This window comes from Thermocoleostomius sinensis A174 (assembly GCF_026802175.1).
GTDB lineage: Bacteria > Cyanobacteriota > Cyanobacteriia > Elainellales > Elainellaceae > Thermocoleostomius > Thermocoleostomius sinensis.
In genome coordinates this window covers 3,726,955-3,745,399 of sequence record NZ_CP113797.1, presented here as the reverse complement: position 1 = coordinate 3,745,399, position 18,445 = coordinate 3,726,955, and the positions used below count along the sequence as shown (strand labels likewise).

The 18,445-nt window shown below is 47.1% G+C and carries 15 protein-coding genes; 5 read left to right on the top strand and 10 right to left on the bottom strand.

Annotated features, from left to right (window positions below; translation table 11 throughout):
* Positions 1 to 27: 27 nt before the first annotated feature.
* Positions 28 to 354: a DUF3593 domain-containing protein gene (locus OXH18_RS16205; RefSeq protein ID WP_268608138.1), complete on the bottom strand. Its 327-nt coding sequence runs from the start codon at positions 352 to 354 to the stop codon at positions 28 to 30.
* Positions 355 to 381: 27 nt separating this feature from the next.
* On the bottom strand, positions 382 to 714 hold the full coding sequence (locus tag OXH18_RS16200) for a DUF2499 domain-containing protein (RefSeq protein ID WP_268608137.1): 333 nt from the start codon (positions 712 to 714) through the stop codon (positions 382 to 384).
* A 122-nt stretch (positions 715 to 836) separates the two neighbouring features.
* Between OXH18_RS16200 and csaB the strand changes: the two genes are divergently transcribed.
* Both csaB and OXH18_RS16190 read left to right on the top strand, forming a co-directional pair.
* Entirely contained in the window at positions 837 to 1,889 is a 1,053-nt protein-coding gene (gene csaB, locus OXH18_RS16195; RefSeq protein WP_268613197.1) for a polysaccharide pyruvyl transferase CsaB, read from the top strand.
* Positions 1,890 to 2,390: 501 nt separating this feature from the next.
* Positions 2,391 to 4,409: a hypothetical protein gene (locus OXH18_RS16190; protein ID WP_268608136.1), complete on the top strand. Its 2,019-nt coding sequence runs from the start codon at positions 2,391 to 2,393 to the stop codon at positions 4,407 to 4,409.
* 49 nt (positions 4,410 to 4,458) lie between these two features.
* On the opposite strand, the gene OXH18_RS16185 is transcribed toward OXH18_RS16190, so the two are convergent.
* From OXH18_RS16185 to OXH18_RS16150, 8 genes are all read right to left on the bottom strand, one after another.
* Positions 4,459 to 5,535: an NAD-dependent epimerase gene (locus OXH18_RS16185; RefSeq protein ID WP_268608135.1), complete on the bottom strand. Its 1,077-nt coding sequence runs from the start codon at positions 5,533 to 5,535 to the stop codon at positions 4,459 to 4,461.
* Positions 5,536 to 5,556: 21 nt separating this feature from the next.
* Positions 5,557 to 6,849, bottom strand: coding sequence for a histidine phosphatase family protein (locus OXH18_RS16180; RefSeq protein WP_268608134.1), 1,293 nt, complete (start codon positions 6,847 to 6,849; stop codon positions 5,557 to 5,559).
* Positions 6,836 to 8,680, bottom strand: coding sequence for an ABC transporter ATP-binding protein (locus tag OXH18_RS16175; RefSeq protein ID WP_268608133.1), 1,845 nt, complete (start codon positions 8,678 to 8,680; stop codon positions 6,836 to 6,838). Before OXH18_RS16175 ends, OXH18_RS16180 begins: the two co-directional genes overlap by 14 nt.
* Positions 8,681 to 8,953: 273 nt before the next feature.
* Positions 8,954 to 10,006, bottom strand: a complete 1,053-nt coding sequence (locus OXH18_RS16170) for a glycosyltransferase family 2 protein (RefSeq protein WP_268608132.1) — start codon at positions 10,004 to 10,006, stop codon at positions 8,954 to 8,956.
* 29 nt (positions 10,007 to 10,035) lie between these two features.
* Positions 10,036 to 11,229, bottom strand: a complete 1,194-nt coding sequence (locus tag OXH18_RS16165; RefSeq protein ID WP_268608131.1) for a glycosyltransferase — start codon at positions 11,227 to 11,229, stop codon at positions 10,036 to 10,038.
* Positions 11,230 to 11,268: 39 nt separating this feature from the next.
* Positions 11,269 to 12,459 (bottom strand): glycosyltransferase family protein, encoded by a 1,191-nt coding sequence (locus OXH18_RS16160; protein ID WP_268608130.1) that lies wholly within the window; start codon positions 12,457 to 12,459, stop codon positions 11,269 to 11,271.
* Positions 12,456 to 13,814 (bottom strand): glycosyltransferase, encoded by a 1,359-nt coding sequence (locus OXH18_RS16155; RefSeq protein ID WP_268608129.1) that lies wholly within the window; start codon positions 13,812 to 13,814, stop codon positions 12,456 to 12,458. The genes OXH18_RS16160 and OXH18_RS16155 overlap by 4 nt, the downstream gene beginning before the upstream one ends.
* A 58-nt stretch (positions 13,815 to 13,872) precedes the next feature.
* The gene (locus OXH18_RS16150) at positions 13,873 to 15,126 is read right to left on the bottom strand and encodes a glycosyltransferase family protein (RefSeq protein ID WP_268608128.1); all 1,254 of its coding nucleotides are present in this window, start codon (positions 15,124 to 15,126) and stop codon (positions 13,873 to 13,875) included.
* A gap of 366 nt (positions 15,127 to 15,492) precedes the next feature.
* Here OXH18_RS16150 and OXH18_RS16145 point away from each other — a divergent pair, with 366 nt between their 5' ends.
* From OXH18_RS16145 to OXH18_RS16135, 3 genes are all read left to right on the top strand, one after another.
* Positions 15,493 to 17,001 carry a sensor histidine kinase gene (locus OXH18_RS16145; RefSeq protein WP_268608127.1) on the top strand — a complete coding sequence of 503 codons (1,509 nt, stop codon included), beginning with the start codon at positions 15,493 to 15,495 and terminating at the stop codon, positions 16,999 to 17,001.
* Positions 17,001 to 17,675, top strand: coding sequence for a response regulator transcription factor (locus OXH18_RS16140; RefSeq protein WP_268608126.1), 675 nt, complete (start codon positions 17,001 to 17,003; stop codon positions 17,673 to 17,675). The genes OXH18_RS16145 and OXH18_RS16140 overlap by 1 nt, the downstream gene beginning before the upstream one ends.
* Before the next feature lie 379 nt (positions 17,676 to 18,054).
* The gene (locus OXH18_RS16135) at positions 18,055 to 18,411 is read left to right on the top strand and encodes a response regulator transcription factor (RefSeq protein ID WP_268608125.1); all 357 of its coding nucleotides are present in this window, start codon (positions 18,055 to 18,057) and stop codon (positions 18,409 to 18,411) included.
* Positions 18,412 to 18,445: the final 34 nt, after the last annotated feature.

Here is an 18,445-nt window from a genome sequence, read left to right as displayed (position 1 = left end):
AGCCGACCTTACAGCAGACTTAGAGCCTCATTCAGACACATCCTGACTAGGGTCTATGGTAGAGTTGGCGGGCGATCGGGTTTGCAGAATCGCTTGTCGGAACCCTAACACCACCAAAATATTGGACAGCGTCAGAAAAAACTCTGCTCCTCCGTGAAGCGCATCCACATTTGCCAGTTCCTTGCCGTAAACAACCTGAGCATAAATCCCTGCCGGGATTGTTACTGCTACAAATACCAGCGTCATGTAAAACCCAATGAGTGCTAAGCGGGGGGTTTGCCGAGTTCGAGTCAGAAACCAGAGAAACCCTAGGTAGGGAAAAAGCGAGAGAGCAAACAGCGTTTCTTTCGTCATGATGTTGGGACACTAGGTCAGGAACACTTATTCTTTCGCTTGGTTTTGATCTTTTGCTTGATTTTGTGGAAGAAACGATCGCCAGATCCACCAGCCCGCCAAGCACAAGGTGATATTACCTACAACCGTCATGGCTGCTTGTAGGGTGACGAGCCATCCAAGAGCCGGCAAATTGTCGAAGAAATGCCAGGTGCAAGCACACATGGCACTGACCAAAGCAGGCATCATCCCCCAGGACAAAGCACGCCACGCGGGTTGGTTGCTGACTTCGCTGTACGTCCAGATTAACCAAATAGCGGCGATCCATTCAATGACGCTGGAAATATGAATGATCCAGGTGGGAATTGAAAGAGCGTGCATAGGTGGGGGAGGGGGGAGGGGGGAGTCGGGGGGCGGAAGTGGAGAATGGGAAAGACAAGTTACCTCATCCTTCATTCCTTATCTCCGGTATTGTAAAGGGTTGAGGGACTGGAGAAGAAATGATGCGGGCAGTTTTATGTGGCTATTATGGCAAAGGCAATGGCGGTGATGAGGCCCTGTTGGCGGCGCTGTTGCAGATGCTTCCTCCTCAGGTGAAGCCGCTGGTGCTATCAGGCAATCCGATCGAAACACAAACGCGCTATGGGGTGGCGGCGTGCGATCGATTTTCGGTAACGGCAGTTTTGCAAGCGTTGCGGCAATCAGAAGCGTTGATCTGGGGTGGCGGTAGTTTGATGCAAGATGTTACCAGTGCCATCAGTCCGCTCTACTATGCCGGGGTGATGGGATTGGCACAACAGATGGGACTGCGCACGATTGCTTGGGCCCAAGGGATTGGTCCATTGACGCGACCGCTCACCCGCTGGCTAACTCGCCAAGTTGTAACGCACTCTACGGCAATTAGCGTTCGAGATGTGGGGTCGGCAAATTTGGTTGCAAGTTGGCATGTACCGTTTATGCTGGCTCCTGATCCAGTATGGGCGCTAGAGTCTGAACCCGTTCCTGGATTGTGGGATTTGCCGGCTCCTAGAGTAGCGGTGGCTCTACGTCCTCATCCCCAGTTAACACCCCAGCGGTTAGATATCTTTACGCAAGCACTGATTGATTTTCAAAAAGCTAGCCAAGCGTATTTGCTGCTGATTCCTTTTCAGCCAGTTCAAGATTTACCGATCGCTCAATCCATTCATGCCCACCTGCCTGAAACCAGCAAAATTTTGACGTTCACCAATCCTCGTCAATTGAAGGGCGTATTTCGTGGAGTGGAAATGACAATCGCCATGCGGTTTCATGGATTGATTATGGCGGCGGCATCTGAGTGTCGCTGTTTTGCAGTTAATTATGATCCCAAGGTCAGTCAATTAATGCAAGATCTCAATCTTGCTGGCTGGGCCCTAGACCAAATGCCTACAAGTTCCAAACAAATTAGTCAAGACTGGTTGGAACTGTATGCCAACGGTGAAGCGCTGTCTAGCGATCGAATTGCCGCGATTGTCGATCGCGCGTTACTGCATCAATCCGTCTTGTGGGATGCTTTGATTGCATCGAAACGTAACTAACTGTAGCGATTTTTGAAATCCGTGTTAGGGTGAAGGGTTATTGGGCGTGAGCAAAGACCACAACGAAAAATTAACTAACTTAAAGATTGTCGCCAAACCTATTTTCTGTGTTACTAAGTTAAGTGTTCAATAAAGAGGAGCTTACCAGCCAAGTGCGTCTACAGGCTGGATCGTTTTGATCCACAACTTTAGATCCCCTGTTTGATCCCCTGATCCCCTATTTGATCCCCAATTTTAGTGGGAAATTTGTCTGGATCAAAAACCCAATCAAACACCCAAAATCAAGAATCCAAAAACAAACCCAAGAACAAAGAGAGTCAGTATTAAAGACTGATTTCACGAGCCAAAGATTCACAGATTGAACTGAATTGGCGGACTGCCAAGTAGCCTGCGGAGACAGCACGGTTAAGTTAGAGCGATCCTTGCAGATTTCCGCCGAATGAAGTTAAATCATCAAGAATGACAACCCGCCGACGTTGAGTGTGCCTTTGAGTTAGAGCTATGAGTGAAGCAAACGTTCCATCCAATCATCTAAGCCGTACAAACAATGGTCGCCTACCAACCAACCAACCGTCAGAACCTGGATCAGAGTCTGGGTCAGAACCTCAGCCGGTACCACCCAACCACCCTCTTACCGAGGATTCGATCGAGCAAGCGGGTTTGTGCGATCGTTTAGCTCAATCTGAAGTAGCTCAATCTGAAGACGATCGGAGCAAAAGCTTAACGGACGGTTTGCAGAAAGATCAAGCAAATGTGGCAGCAGCGGCGACCAACCGCCTTCAGCATGACGATTTAGCGCGCAATCCAAAGTATCGCCATGAGGAACATGCAGAACATCCCAACTTGTCCGAGGAATTGGCAACGGCGGCGGAAACTTGGCTTCAGTCATCCGGTTCAACAGATTTGTCTGACCTTATCAGCTTGATTCAGGAGTTAAACCAGTGCAATAGTATCTTGCTCGATCGAGTAGCGCAGCTTGAGCAGGCCCTTGAACGTAGCCAAAATGCACTGAAGGCAGAAGTCAAACGATCTCAACATCATAGTACGAATTATAGTACAGATTTTGCTGCTGAGTACAATGCTGCCGAATGGGGTAATGAAGCGGCTAATGAAGCGGCTCTAGATTTCACGCTGACGCAAGGACAAGCCATTGATTTATATCAACAGCTTGAGGCTGTTCATCAAACGAGTCAACGGCAACAGATTTTGATTGAAACCCTCACTGGGCAATTAGAATCTAGCCAAGAACGAGTGGCGCAACTAGAGCGAGAAGCTGCGTTGGTGCAGCAGCGCTATAACGACCAAGCCCAACGGTTGATTCAAACTGAAAACAATTGTCGAGATTTGCAAGCGCGATTACATCGGCAGCAGCGCTACACTCTTCAGTTCAAGGCAGCCTTAGAGAAAAGCTTGGATGTAGCCACTCCAGCCTTTGAATCGGTGGCAGAGACGATGGCGGCGGCTGGTGATCGCTCCTTTGTGCCTAAGGTGCAGCATATTCAGCCCTGGGTTTCTTCAAAAGATATTTCTCCGGCTCGCTTCCCGTGGATGAACCTTTCTGCAACCTGTTTGGACAGTGAAACACCTGATGCGGATGCGGAAACGAGTCAAGCCTTTGATCCGAGCAATCTCCCCATTGTTCGATCGCGGCGATCGCGGTTGGCGGCTGTTACATTGCCAGGGTTTCAATCGATCGATAAGGCATCGATCGCCCCATCTGGTCAAAAACTCTCTGGTAAGGACACTGAGGTTCATCCGGCTGGGCATCAGAATGTGGCAAAACTCTCTCAGGAGCCTGCGCGTGAATCGATGGTCCCTGACGAACAACTTTTGCAAAAACTAGACTCGGTTGTGCAACCCTTAGCTGATTTGATTGCTGATGCCATGTTGTCTGACAATCAAGAGGCTGAACAACGAGAAACGCCGCAAGTGTCTCATTGGGATGTTACCCCTGAGCCTTGCCCGCCACGTTCTTCTGTGACACAGGCGCATGATGCGACAGCCGATTGCTCGGAAGAGGGGCGTTCCAGCCGCAGTGCTGATGATTTGTTGAATTCGGTCATGGCTGATGCGGAAGATGCACTTTGGCAAGACTTGGCACGGTTAATTGATGTGTCTACTGAGGAAGTTGTGAAGGCGAGTTTATCAGGAGATTTGTCAGCATTTGAGTCGATCGATTTTCAGGCGCTTCAGGAAACAGCGGCAGACAGACCTTCAGAATCAGACCTGTCGCCTTGGTTTGAACCAGACTCTCAGAATCAGCCGATCAAGGCTTCTGACAAAAAATCGTCCATTACTGATTGGGTCGAAGCCGAGCCAACTCAAGCTGCCGTAGAGTCAAACTTAGTAGAATCAAATTTACCGGAGGTGTCTACCCCTCCAGCCGCTTCTGCGTTCGATAATCCTGGTTGGCCGTCCCCTGTGGTTTATCCATCGCGTTCAGCGAAGAAACGGCGATCGTTAGCGGCTGTGGATCTGCCGTCATTCTTGCAGCAAGCGCCTGGACCCCTACCCACTTAGACGTAATTAATTCATATGGAAATGACCAACGATAGCCTGGAAACGCAAATCACTGAGCTTGAGTTCTAGATGCAAGAGATGCGAGACGTATTTCAACATCGGAATCGGAACTTGACGGTTGACCGTAATACTGCAAATACCAATTCACAAACTGCGGAATGCCAATCTCGATCGGCGTGGTGGGCACATAGCCAACGGCTGCGGTTAAGTCAGCAACATCGGCATAGGTTTCTAGAACATCCCCTGGTTGTAGGGGCAGCAAGCGCTTGTTTGCCTCAATACCGAGTGCCTGTTCTAGAACTTCAATAAAGTGAAGCAGCGTCACAGGTTGATTATTACCAATGTTATAAATGCGGTAGGGAGCATGGCTGCTGCTAGGATCAGGCGGATGGGCAGACCAAGATGAATTCGATCGAGGAATGCAATGAAGTACACGAATGATCCCATCTACAATATCGTCAATATAGGTAAAATCTCGCCGCATTTGTCCCCAGTTGTAGACTTCGATCGGTTGTCTGTCTAGGATTGCTTTGGTGAACTTAAACAGGGCCATATCTGGACGCCCCCAAGGTCCATAAACGGTGAAGAAGCGTAACCCAGTTGTGGGAAGTTGATAGAGATGGCTGTAGGTATGGGCCATTAACTCGTTCGATCGCTTAGTAGCAGCATAGAGGCTGAGAGGGTGATCGACTGAATCGTGAACCGAAAATGGTAGCGATCGATTAGCTCCATAGACCGAACTAGACGACGCAAATACCAGATGTTGTACTGGTGTTTGTCGGCATCCTTCTAAGATGTTTGTGAAGCCAACAATGTTGCTGTCGATGTAAGCGTGGGGATTTTGCAACGAATAGCGAACGCCAGCTTGAGCTGCTAAATGAATGACTCGATCGAAGGAATACTGGGCAAACAGTGCTTCCATGCCGGAGCGATTGGCCAGGTCTAGCTTGTGAAACTGAAAGCGATCATAAGGTTCTAATTGAGCTAATCGACCGTACTTCAAATTGACATCATAATAGTCATTTAAGTTATCTAATCCAACGATCGTTTCACCCGCTTTAAGCAATGTTTGAGCGACGTGAAACCCAATGAAACCAGCTACTCCAGTTATCAAAATTTTGCTCATGTTAATACTCCTTGGCGGGGGTTAGAGAGTGGGAATTAGGGATTGAGGGTGCGTGAGCTTTGCCGAACGAGAGTTAGGAATTCTTGAACAATCCTTGGGGTCAATGTTGAAGGCTTGGAGGATGGGGGGATGATTAATAGATGGATAATGTAAAACACTTAATGTGCCTGATTTTAGACACAGTGCTGATGATCGCGTGTGCTTTAATCCCATCGCTTGCGCAATCAGCACTTTTACCATATCATTGGGTGCAATCACCAAGCCAGTGAGTAAATGATTGAGTTCTACTTGCTGTTGTAAAATTGATTGTTGCCAAACATAGGGAACGTCACTTCTTGAAACCTGAAGCTTTACCGTGTTCGGATGATTGAGCAGAATGCGATCGACCACATCTTGGGAATCCTCATAAGCGCTGAGGCTGAAGTCAATAGCAATGTGCGCTAGAAATGGTAATAGTGGCTGAATATGGGTTGAAAATAATCGATCGGCGGGTAGAAGCAGTAATCGTAGCCCATGTTTGCCCTCTTTGAGTTTGGGTAAGGTTTCTCCTAACGATTGCGTCCAGTTGAGTCCATGCAGTTCAGCCGATGACAATCGATCGCCTATGGCCAAGACACTTAATCCGTTGTTTGATTGTTGTAAGGTGTGATGCTGGGCTGGAGATAGCCCCAAAGCTGTACTAATTAGGGCATGATTGGAACCACCGTGGCCCACAATTAGAATGGTCTGCCCGCGATGTTGCGGCAGTCGATCTTGCCAAAATCTTTGAGCGCGATCGTAAAGCTCACAAACGGGAAAAAAGGGAGAAGCCGTATCTCGATCGACCATTTGAAATTCATGCGGCCGCTGTTTCCAGCAGTGATACTCGGCCGCAAACTGTTCGCGCACCTGTTGAAATGGCAGCCCTTCCCAAGCGGGTAGATCTACTTCACGTAGGCGATCGTCGAAGCGAATAGTTTCAATGGGTGTCTCGGCTGATCGCTCTTCGAGAATGGCATCCAGGGTTTGCTGCACTCGTTGCAACGGGCTGGCATAAATAGCATCGATCGAAACGCGGCTTAACAATGCCCCAACTACATGCGCTGCTTGTTTTCCAGCATTCGTCAGCACCGACTGATCTGAACAGCCTTGAAAGCGCCCTTGCTCGTTAAAGGTGCTGCGTCCGTGGCGAACGAGGAGGATTTGAGTGATGGGGGTTGGGGAGTGGGGAGTGGCACTGTGCTGGCTGTTGAATGGCTGGTCAGGAAGTCGTTCTGTAGCAGCCTTTCTGTTATTCCATCTAGTATTCCATCTGACGGGTCTATGCCACAGCATGGTCGGTTCCTCCCGATAGTACAGAGTCAATCGCTTGCAATTGGTAGAGGTTGGCATAGGAACCACCTGCTTGCATTAATTCGCAATGAGTGCCGCGTTCCAAAATTGTGCCGTTTTCGATATAGAAAATTTGATCGGCGTGTTCAGTTGCTCGTAAATTATGTGAGATTAAAAACGTTGTACAACCTTGGGTTAATCGATCGAGCGCTTCACTTACCGATCGTTCACTTTCGTTGTCTAATCCAGTTGTCGGTTCATCCAAAATGACAATCGGGGCTTTGCGAATGGCGGCTCGGGCAATAGCAATCCGTTGGCGTTGTCCTCCTGATAGGGTAGCTCCCCGTTCGCCCAAAATGGTGTTATACCCTTGGGGTAATCGCAGAATGAAATCATGGGCATTGGCCAGTTTTGCTGCTGCTTCTACCTCGCGATCGCTAGCTCCCAAACAGCCATAAGCAATATTTTCTCGGACGGTGGTAGCAAACAATACACTATCTTGTAGGACAATGCTGATTTGCCGCCGTAGAGAGTCCAATTTGTATTCGCGCAAATCGTGCCCATCAATCAAAATTCGCCCTTCTTGCGGATCATAAAACCGCAACAGCAAACTTACTAGCGTCGATTTACCACCACCCGATGGCCCCACAAGCGCAACGTGTTGACCCGGCTGCACTTTGAAATTGATGTTGTGTAATGTACTGTGCTCGGTTTCGTAGAAAAAGCTGACTCGTTCAAACCGAATCGCTCCGCGAAAGTCGGGGGCTGTTTTGGCTCCGCGCAGGTCTTGCACATCGGGCACCTGATCCAGTAAATCTACAATTCGTTCACCCGAAGCGGTAGCCTTGGCAATTTGTCCCGTGTATTTGGCCAGTTGCCGCATCGGTTTGAAGGCCACCTTAAGATACGTGGTGAAAACTAACAAATCTCCCGGTGTTACTGCTTGCCGTAACACGAGCAGCGATCCTCGCCACAACACCAAAGCGGTTGAAATTGCCACCAACACCTCTACCGTGCGCTCTAAACCAGCGCTGAGCTTTTGTGCCTGTGCAGCTTCTCGTAAACTCTTCTGGTTGTGCGTCGAGAAATTTTGCTCCAGCATAGTTTGCAGCGATAGAGCTTGCACAACTTTGATTGCTCCCATCGATTCAGCAGCTACGGCTGCCATGGCTCCTTCTCGCTTGCGTTGAACTCGTGCCACTTCTCGAATTTTGCGGCTCATGCGTACTGACGACAGCAGAAAAAGCGGCCCGATCGCGATCGCAATCAGCGCTAATTCCCAGTTGAGAAAAAACATGACACCAATCATGCCTACCACCGTCAGCATGTTGGAAAACAAAGGTAACGCTGCCACCACCGCCACTTCTCGTAGGCGTTCAACATCATAGGTGACACGGGTAATTAAATCGCCACTTTTGGCTTTGCTATGGAACGACAGCGATAGTCGTTGCAGATGACTGTAAAGATTCGCTCGTACATCTGTAACAATGCGCGTGGCCGCGATCGCTAACCCAACAGTACTGAGATAAGCGGTTGCGCCCCGTAGTCCCGCAATCAGAACAAGCGCTACACACAACCCGGTCAGTAACACCATCGGTTGTACATTGGCCAAGATTTCAACAGCTGGTGCTCCCGATTCAAATTGAGGCAAAATGACCTGATCAAAAATAAATTTCAGGGGCCATGGCTCCAACAAGCGCATCACGGTTTCCAGCACCAGAGCAATGAATGAAACGCAGAGTAAGGCTTGCTGTTTGCGGATCTGGGGCGCAAATTTATGAAGAATGCGCCCAATTCCAGGTAACGCGGCTTTGATACTCTTAGGCTTTGCCATGATGGTTGTTTCTCAACGGCTGAAATTAGTGAATGATGGTGATAAATGACAGTGACAATAGGCTACCGTGTATACAAATCTTGATTGTGGCTTAATCACAGATTTGATTTCCTTTTACAAGAGTTCTCACTCGCATAAACCACAAATTTCTGTAAGGGCAGTGTGCGAACTACCCTTACCTGGGGCTGGTCTATCTGTGGTGATGGCTTATCTGGCAATGGCTATAAGAGGGGCGAGGGGATTTAGATACGATTTGCAATCTCCTGAGTCTAGTTAACGAGAGGAGGCAACCAGAGTTTTGGGCGCTGTAACAGTAGTTTGGGGGTGAACAGACACAAGTTGCGGATACTTGTGAGCATAGCGATCGGTAATCAGGTGATTCAACTGTCGCTCTAGGAAAATCAGCAGCGATTCTAACCAAGGGACAGATTGACCAAACGTGAGCTTTTTCATAAGCGGTTTCAGGAACGCTTGATGACGACGATGCCCTAATCGACCGTACCGTTTCTTGAAATATCTATCTTTCTTCAGATCCCACTTGTCACGGAAATGCTGTAAGCTTTGCATTTCCCAAGCATCGCTCCAGCGCAGCATAAAGTAGGATAAATCAGACCAACGGAACACCACATCGGGCACATAGGTGACGACAGAAGCAGGTTCGCAGTAGACAGTTCCACCTGCCTGTGCCACGCTTAAGCAAAAGTCAATGTGTTCGCGAGTACTCAGCAGTGCTTCATCCAACGGCCCGGTTTTTTCAAAGATTGAGGAGCGCACCAACATGCAGTGAAATTCAGCAAATTCGCACGGTTGGCGCTGTAACTGATCCTGAACCTCCGCTACGGAACGATTCACAAAATAGTGTTTTTCATGCACTCGTCGCCGCTTCTTCTCGCCCTTTACCTCCAGCACAATACGAGCCTCGCCGCCTGCTAAGTGAATTTTTTGATGCAGAGGCTGCCCAATGCAAGTCAAAGGACAGATAACATCAGCTTGAGTCTCACTCGCGCATTCCAAGAGAAAATCGAGCCAGTTCGGAGATACATGTACGTCGTTATCGATAAATAGAACATACTCGGTATCAACTTCTTTCAGTCCTAAATTCCTGGCTTTATTTGGTGATAAATAATGCTCGGTGCGAATCAGGTGAAAGTTGCGAAGACGAGATTGCTCCTGCAAATATTCCTTTACATAGGCTGGAGAACCACCGTCAACGTAAACCAATCGAAAAGGTATAGTTGTATTCGCGTAGATGCTCTCCAAGGATTCACGAGCATAGCTAAATCGTTCGCGGGGGGAAACAACAATGGTTACTTGCGGATTTGTCATAGCGTATCCTCCTTGAGTCATTTGTTTAACTACCCGATCGCCACTGAAGCCAAGCGGGGAAGCAAAACTCGTTGATATACAGCGTTCCAATGGGCTTGTTCTACAGTCGGAGAAAGCTGCTCAAGAACTTTGCGTTTAGCAGCTTGACCCAACTGCTGCCGCAGTTCTGGCGATCGAGCTAACCAGTGAATGGCTTCAGCGAGTTCGTCGGATGATCCTGGGTTGACCACTAAAGCATCTTGCCCATCCTCCAAAATTTCACCAATGGCATCCACATTGGTGCCAATAATGGCTTGACCCGCCAACATCGCTTCTAGCAATGTATTAGGACAACCATCGTGTAGCGACGGCACGGTAAAGATATTCATGTGAGGTAAAAAGGCCAGCGCTTGTTGCCGCTCCAACATCCCGGTGATGACAATGCGATCGGCAATGCCGCTGGTTTCTACCTCCTGTTGCCAGTATTCTCGTTCGCGATCGGCAAAGTCTCCAACCAGCAGCAGCGTAAATTCCAATTGTTGTTTGAGCTTGGCACAGGCATCGAACAAAAACTCCAACCCCTTCTTGTCGCGAAACCGTCCTACTGTGCCAATCACCGTCCCACGCAGCTGGTTGACCAAAAAAGGAGTGGGCAATTGCCGAAAATCGATCGGTTGAATGGAATTCCAGAAGGCGGAGGATTTACGACGAATACCAGGTGCTAACAAACTGGCTCGCTGTTGCAGATCGCGGCTAACGAACGTTACCCAAGCCGAGTTTTCTAGCGTCCAGGCAATTTGCCCATGTTGCTTCGGATTGAATACATGCTTGTGGAGATCGCTGCCCCGGATGCTGTTAATAACTGGCACGTTGTGTTCTTGGGCCAGCAGGGTTGTTAAGAATCCCGTTTCGTTGACAAAGAAGGCATGAAACACATCAAACTGATGCTCTTGATGTAGTTTCTTCAGCAAGAAATAAACCTCGCTGAGGTAATCTTGCATAATGGGTTGATGCGATCGATTCGCAGGTTCCAGTCTATGAACAATGACATTATCTTGAATCATGGTGGAACAGGATGAGCGCCGAAATCCCTCATCCTTTCGTTGTTTAGAGTGAAACACAGCGACATGCACTTCATACCCTAAATCAAACAGAATTTGAGCAATGCGGTGAACTGACTCGCCTACACCGCCAACATCCGGTGGAAATTCAAGTGTGGTAATACAAACTTTCGGTGTTTTCATAAATAGATTCCTAGTTAGATTTCTACAGTGAATGACGTTCTATACAATCACGGGCTGTTTGTGAACGATCGCTCGAATCAAATTTGCTGTTTTTTTAACTCCGCCTAGATCAAACTGCATTGAAGTTGGAGATGTTTGCAGGCACTCAATAATGCGATCGGCGAAGGCTTCAGGGTGAAGATCGCTCGGACGAATCAATGTCACCACCCCCAATTGCTCTAGCCGCTGCGATCGAATTGTCTGTTCCTGATCGTCATTGCCTGTAAACGGCAACAGCATCGATCGCACCCCAGTTGTTAATACATTCATCGTGGTGTTGTACCCTGCCATGCTGATCGATAAATCTGCCTGTTGCATGTATGCCAGTAGGTTGGGGGTATAGCGATCGACGGTTAGGTTGTGGCGATGTTGGGCGATCGTCTGCAACTGCTCAAACACTTCATCAGGAGCAAACGGACCCGTAAACAGTTGAATGTGATGTGGAATTTTAGTTTCCAGTACCTTGCTAGCTTCTGCAACGCACTTGAGTAAATCATGACCAAAGCGACCACCGCCAACACTTGTAAGAATTAGAGGTGTTGGCAGATGGGTAGATGCTGCCTGTTTCCCATTTCCTATTTTCTGTTCCCTAATCCCTACTCCTTGCTGCACCACATAACCTGTATAGTGAACGTTACAGTTGAGATCCTGGGTGCGCGAAAAGCTGGCTTCTAGAGGAATAAAGGCGGGATCACCATGAATCAATAGCAGATCAAAGTAACGATTTATCAGCTTGCATACTTTCTCTTCGTGACGCACTTGATCTTGCTTCGTCACCACAATATCCCGCAGACTGCACACAATTTTTGTACCGTGAGCTTTAGCACGATCGAGTAGGGGAAGCAGTTCAGCAGAAAATCGGCGTCTCCCAAATGGAAACAATTCAATCATCAACACATCCGGTTGAATGCGATTGAATGCAGTAAGCAACTGATCTCTACGATATTCTAGGACTTCGTCAATTGTTTGAAATCCCGTTGGAACCTGTAATTCTCTAAATTCAGTATCTGTTTTGATGGCTGGTAGGTTCACAAGTTCAATTTTATCTGGAATCTCGAATCCCTTAACGATTTCGCCACCGTTGATAAAGCAGACTTGAAAATCATTCGTCAATCCACGCACGATCTCTGTGCTGCGAATCAAATGACCAATACCAAGAATATGCTGACAATAGAACATCAACCGTTTCATCGAATCGCTTCCTCCAATGTTTGCGACAAGTCTCCAATGCCTCCCAATCCTTTGGGTAAGCGAGCAGTGTTTGATAATTGCAAAGCTTGCAGTAGCAAATTTTTAACTTGTTCAACGTTGCGATCAAGGGCAAAGCATTGGCGTACTTTTGTGCAACCTGCCTGTCCCAACTGCTTGCGCAATTCTGGCTGTGAAAGCAACTGCTCGATCGCGGCTGCTAACGCGGTCGCATCTTTCTGTGGTACTAAAATTCCCGTGCGTCCAGAATCAACTAGTTCCGCAATTCCAGAGATCCGAGTTGAGATAACCGGAATCTGCATGGCCATTGCTTCTAGCAAGACATTGGGAATACCATCCCGATCGCCGTCTTCAGTGATAATGCAGGGCAGCACGAACAGATCGGCTTGATGATATAGGGTAATCAGTTGATCTTGGGTGAGTTTACCGGCTAGATGCACAATATGAGTGAGGTGATGTTCTTGGATAAATCGCTCGATTTGTGGTTGCAAGGGCCCATAACCGACGATCGTGCAGCGGAACGCATACCCCTGCTGCTTCAACCAGTGACATGCTTCTAGTAAATAAAAAAATCCTTTCTTTTCACAGAAACGTCCAACGCTGAGGAGATGGGGAACAGAAGCAGCTAGAGAATCTGATGCCATATCAGCTAGATTAGCCACACAAACATCTGATTCGTTTAATGCAAACTGCTGTAAATCCAAGCCGTGATACGCCAGATGGATAGAAGTATTGTGGTTTGCGATTTTTGTAAGATACTGCTGGTTAAAGTTTGTGCAAGTGAGAACAAATTCAGCCGTAGCAAACTTGCGATCGAGTGTGGCTGAATCGGATAGATAAATATCCTTAGCATGAGCCGTAATACTGAACGGCACTCCACAAAAATGCTTAGCAATTTCAGCTGTTGCCGCTGGAATATTGGCGAAATGCACATGCAGATAGTCGATGTCAAGCTGCTGCATTTTTAATGCTAAATAGCCACCTTGCCAAAATTCATTCCAGTGTTTTTCTTCTAGGCGATTGCCATGAAAATATAGTGTGCGGATGTAACGTAGCGGATGCTGCCAAAATAGTTGCAGATGAGCCGATAGTAGCGATCGCGCATCTTTCCAAGAGAATGTAGGCAACAAGGTGGGAAGGTATGTAACATCAGCCTTAACCTGAGACACACCTGGATGACATTGACTATCACTAGGAGAACGTAGTGAAAAGAGATGCAGACGTAAACCTTGGCGCTCCAATTCCAGAATTTCATTGAGAATGAATGTTTCTGATAACTTTGGATAGGTTTTCAGTAGATATCCAATCATTACAGTGTGATTAGCAACAGAACGCATGAAAGGTTTCCTAAGAGATTGACTGGAAGATTCTCTGGAAGATTTTGAAATGTCACAATCACCGATCGGCAGTGGCTAAGTGCGGGATTTGATCACTATGAAACGACGAACGGAAAGAGCAAGCGACAGTTTGGTGATCGGACAACAGCCAGGAAAGATAGTTGAGAATACGGGGTAAGGCTTGCATATCTACCTGGAGTGACTGGGTTAGGTCAGGTGCAACAAGCTCATCGAGAACGGTTTGAATTAACCGATGAGCCGTTAAGTGCTGGGGATGGATCACCTTAAATAATCCCAACTTAGCCATGCGTTCAGCCCGAATCCATTGTTCTGCCACTGGAGCCACACGCGGCACGACAATCGCCCGTTTACGCAGAGACAAAATTTCGCTGATAGTGTTGTGTCCAGCCATCGACACCACCAAATCCGCTGCACTCATATAGTTGATCAGATCATCCGTAAATTCTCGAATTTGCACATTGGTATGCTTGGTTGATAAGCGAAGTAGGGCTTGCCGCTGGTTCAATGGCATTTCTGGACCTGAAACAATCAAGCTTTTGAGTTGACCAGGATAGTTCTTCTCTTCAGCTAAGCCCATTAGGTAGGCTTCAATTAGCTCAAACCCATCCCCACCACCACCAGCCGTAACCAATACAAACGCGTCTTGGGGCTGGATACCAAGCTGAGAGCGCAACGTCGATCGAGAAATTCCGCTGGACGATCGACGAATGTAGCCGCAAAATCGCACCTTATCGGCTATAACTTTGGGAAAGGCATATTCTTGACAAACATCAAAAATTTGTCGTGTTCCAATTACCCAAACTTGATCATATAGCCATTCCACTAGCTGGTAATAATTGCATCGTTGCCACTGTTGAATGGTGACATCTGAACAATCAAGAATATCGCGCAATAGTAATACCAGTTTCGTTGCTGGATGGTTCGCCTTCACATAGGCTAATGTATCTTTAAGTTCTCCTTGTAGCCCATCTGGTTTCTTGTCTACCAAAAACAGATCGGGTTTAAAATTGGTAGCGGCTGCCAAGATAATTTCCGATCGCAACTTGATCGTTTCTTGAACTTCGGTCTCTAGAAATTTAACCGTCAGTTCACCAGCTTGATCGCGCCCAACACAGGGAAGCTTAATGTAGTCTACCCCGCTTGGTAAACGTAAGCTGTGCAGCGCTGGTGAGCCAGAAACAACTAGGATTGTAATATCTGGCACTGTTTGAACTAAATACTGACAAATGGCCAGCATTCGGCGAATGTTGCCCAATCCAAAAGCATCATGGGAGTAAACCATCAGTCTCATTGTTATCCTCTCCTGTTGCAAGTAATGAGGTATGCGTCTGGGCTTCGCGGTCGCAAGAACAGGGAGTGCCGTATGGGATCGAGCAAAAAGAACACATTCCTCCTTAGCTTGGAGCTTGTGCCTATCTAACACTTTGTCATCGGTCTGTGAAGGCGACATGAAGCCGGAATGAGATCTTTTTCATGAGTAAAAAATGAAAAAAAATTAAGAGTTTCATGAGAGTTTTCTCATGAAAGAAACTTTGCAGGATTTAGCCTCATCACCTTGTGTTTAATAGAAGTAGCCGATCGATGACAGGCAGTTAACAATAATGATTAGTAGCTTTTCGCGTTTTTGTGCTCTCGTTTCTCGCGCTCCATAGATGCAGTGGCAACTCCGTTCAACAAACCTCCAAAGAGAATTGCCTCCCCCAATTTAGGCAGAAAGTTCGATTGGTGGCATCGATTTCTAGGAGAGACGCGAACTCGTATTTTATTGATGTATGTAGTGTTGATGTTGGTGGTTGCAGCTGCGTCCATCCCAGTTTTTCTATTTCTACTGTTCAATAAGGTGGATGAGCGCGTTCGGCGTGACTTAAACCAAGAAATGCAAACGTTCCGCAGCACGTACAGACAATGGGAGCATGAGCAACGTCGAGATCCGGCTGAGTTGCAGCCGTTCTTAGAACAATATTTGATGCAGCAATTGCCCCAAGATGACAATTTTTTGATTGCTGTAGTCGGCGATCGGGTTTACCGATCAAATCCGATGGTTTTACCGGCGGTTTTGCAGCCTGGTTCCCCCTTATCTCAACGGTGGAGCAACTTGGGACATCCCATTTCAGGTAAATACGCAACAACCGACTCTGAAATCGGGAATATTCTATACATTGCTCAACCGTTGGTTATGCAGGGGCGAATTCAGGGCGCGTTTGTTGTTGCACATACAACAGTCGGAGAAAGGCAAGAAGCACTCGACAGCGTGATAGTGTTTGCCCACGTAGCGGTTGGGGTAGTGTTGATTGCGTCTATTATTGCTTGGTTTGCCATTGCCCAACTGTTGACCCCAGTGCGGCAATTGGTGGACACGGCTCGATCGATTGGCGAATCCGATCTATCGCAACGGTTGCCAACTATAGAGGGTTCGGGTGAAATGGCTGAATTAGCTACCACGTTTAATGCCATGATGAGCCGGTTGCAAGATGCCTTCACCAGCCAACGTAGCTTTATTAATGATGCAGGGCACGAACTTCGCACTCCCATTACTATCATTCAGGGACACTTGGAACTGATGGGAGATGACCCACAAGAACAGCAAGAAACCCTGTCGATAGTGATGGACGAACTCGATCGCATGAGCCGAATTGTCAACGATCTAATTTTATTGGCAAAGGCAGAACGTCCTGATTTTTTGCAGCTTGAAATCCTTGAGGTTTCAGCTTTTGTAAAAGAGATCTTTGTCAAAGCACAAACGTTGAAAAGTTCATCATTTGACAATCGAAATTGGCAGCTTAAATGTTTAGGGCAAGGGCAAATGAGGGGCGATCGTCAGCGCTTGACCGGAGCTATGTTGAACCTGATCCAAAATGCAATTCAATCCACTCGGCCCTCTGATTTAATTGAAATTGGAGCAAGTATCGGAAGACGAGAAGTACAGCTTTGGGTTCGCGATACGGGCGAAGGCATTGCTCCTTTCGATCAAGAACGAATTTTTGAGCGCTTTGCTCGTGCCAGTAACCGTCAACGACGATCGGATGGGGCTGGCTTAGGATTGGCGATTGTTCAAGCCATTACAGAGGCGCATGGTGGTCGTGTTGAGTTGGTGAGTCAGGTCGGGGTTGGCTCCACCTTCACACTAGTTTTACCTTTAGAACCCCCTATTGCGAGGTTGTTTTGATGAATCGAATTCTTATTGTTGAAGACGAACCTCGAATTGCCGCTTTTCTAGAAAAAGGATTTCGGGCAAACGGGTTTATCACAGCCATCGTTCAAGACGGACAAGCCGCGATCCGCTTCGCCATCGAAGATGAGTTTGATCTCATAATTCTAGATCTGGGATTGCCTGGCAAAGATGGATTGCTGGTACTGGAAGAATTGAGAGGGCAAGGCTTTCAAAAGCCTATAATTATCTTAACGGCACGAGATGATGTGAATGACAAAGTGAATGGACTAGAGCACGGTGCAGATGATTATGTCACTAAACCTTTTCACTTTGATGAACTGCTAGCGCGGGTGCGAGTACGGCTACGCACTAATAAAAATTCAATGGCATCTGCGCAATCAGATATGGTTTTGCAACGGCAGAATCTACGTCTCGATCTACGAACTCGACGAGTATATATTGGCGATCGATCGGTTGAATTATCGGCTCGTGAATTTACCCTGGCTGAAACTTTCTTGCGTCATCCCGATCAAGTGATGAGCCGAGAACAGTTATTGAATCATGTTTGGGGCTATGACTATGATCCTGGCTCTAATATTGTAGATGTATATGTTGGGTATTTACGTAAAAAATTAGGAGATGATTTAATCGAAACTGTACGGGGTGTTGGTTATCGAATGCGATCGTAGGAAGTCGAGAGAAACGAAACCATACTTACGAGTCGGATGAGAATTTTCTTATCAAAGTTTCATCTGAAATCTATTCAAAATAGCGCTCGGCGATCTAGAATCTAGATTAGCTATGAATTGCAAGATCTGTATGGTCGTTTCTGTTTTCAAATCTGAGAAATTCAGAATATTTGTTCAGAACATTATTGCTATTTAGATTGCATGAATTAATATACGAATCAATTCATCTAACTCATGAGACGAGCAATCTCGATTTCTTCACTTGGGAATGAAGAAGTGGTTCAATGCTGGGGGCAAGTTAACTTGATAGATCCGTCCTGATCAATTCGACATATTCCGCTCCTAGGCGGAGACACCTTTCTGATGTCATGGCACTTCAATGAACCAAATTTTAATTGCTGAAGATGAACCCCGCATCGCTGCTTTTATTGCAAAGGGTCTGTTAAAAAATGGATACACCGTTGAAGTTGCTAGTACGGGTGCCGAAGCCTTACAAAAGCTGCAAGCCGATCGGTTTGATTTGCTGCTATTAGATTTGGGTCTGCCCGATAAAAATGGATGGGCTGTGCTTGACGAATTACAGCAATCTCATTGCTCGCTGCCTGTAATTATTGTTAGTGCTCAGGTTCTACCCCCTGAGCCATCTATCCAAACCTATCAAACCATCAAAGCCTATCTATCCAAACCCTTCAGATTTAGTGAATTGATTGAGACGGTGCAAACCCATTTAGTTTAAAGCCAATAAAGGACTGCACTTCATTGCACTTATT

Bases quoted from the DNA above. Each gene is read 5' to 3' on its own strand.
- OXH18_RS16205 (WP_268608138.1), bottom strand. From the start codon at position 354: ATGACGAAAGAAACGCTGTTTGCTCTCTCGCTTTTTCCCTACCTAGGG.
- OXH18_RS16200 (WP_268608137.1), bottom strand. From the start codon at position 714: ATGCACGCTCTTTCAATTCCCACCTGGATCATTCATATTTCCAGCGTC.
- csaB (WP_268613197.1), top strand. From the start codon at position 837: ATGCGGGCAGTTTTATGTGGCTATTATGGCAAAGGCAATGGCGGTGAT.
- OXH18_RS16190 (WP_268608136.1), top strand. From the start codon at position 2,391: ATGAGTGAAGCAAACGTTCCATCCAATCATCTAAGCCGTACAAACAAT.
- OXH18_RS16185 (WP_268608135.1), bottom strand. From the start codon at position 5,535: ATGAGCAAAATTTTGATAACTGGAGTAGCTGGTTTCATTGGGTTTCAC.
- OXH18_RS16180 (WP_268608134.1), bottom strand. From the start codon at position 6,849: ATGCTGTGGCATAGACCCGTCAGATGGAATACTAGATGGAATAACAGA.
- OXH18_RS16175 (WP_268608133.1), bottom strand. From the start codon at position 8,680: ATGGCAAAGCCTAAGAGTATCAAAGCCGCGTTACCTGGAATTGGGCGC.
- OXH18_RS16170 (WP_268608132.1), bottom strand. From the start codon at position 10,006: ATGACAAATCCGCAAGTAACCATTGTTGTTTCCCCCCGCGAACGATTT.
- OXH18_RS16165 (WP_268608131.1), bottom strand. From the start codon at position 11,229: ATGAAAACACCGAAAGTTTGTATTACCACACTTGAATTTCCACCGGAT.
- OXH18_RS16160 (WP_268608130.1), bottom strand. From the start codon at position 12,459: ATGAAACGGTTGATGTTCTATTGTCAGCATATTCTTGGTATTGGTCAT.
- OXH18_RS16155 (WP_268608129.1), bottom strand. From the start codon at position 13,814: ATGCGTTCTGTTGCTAATCACACTGTAATGATTGGATATCTACTGAAA.
- OXH18_RS16150 (WP_268608128.1), bottom strand. From the start codon at position 15,126: ATGAGACTGATGGTTTACTCCCATGATGCTTTTGGATTGGGCAACATT.
- OXH18_RS16140 (WP_268608126.1), top strand. From the start codon at position 17,001: ATGAATCGAATTCTTATTGTTGAAGACGAACCTCGAATTGCCGCTTTT.
- OXH18_RS16135 (WP_268608125.1), top strand. From the start codon at position 18,055: ATGAACCAAATTTTAATTGCTGAAGATGAACCCCGCATCGCTGCTTTT.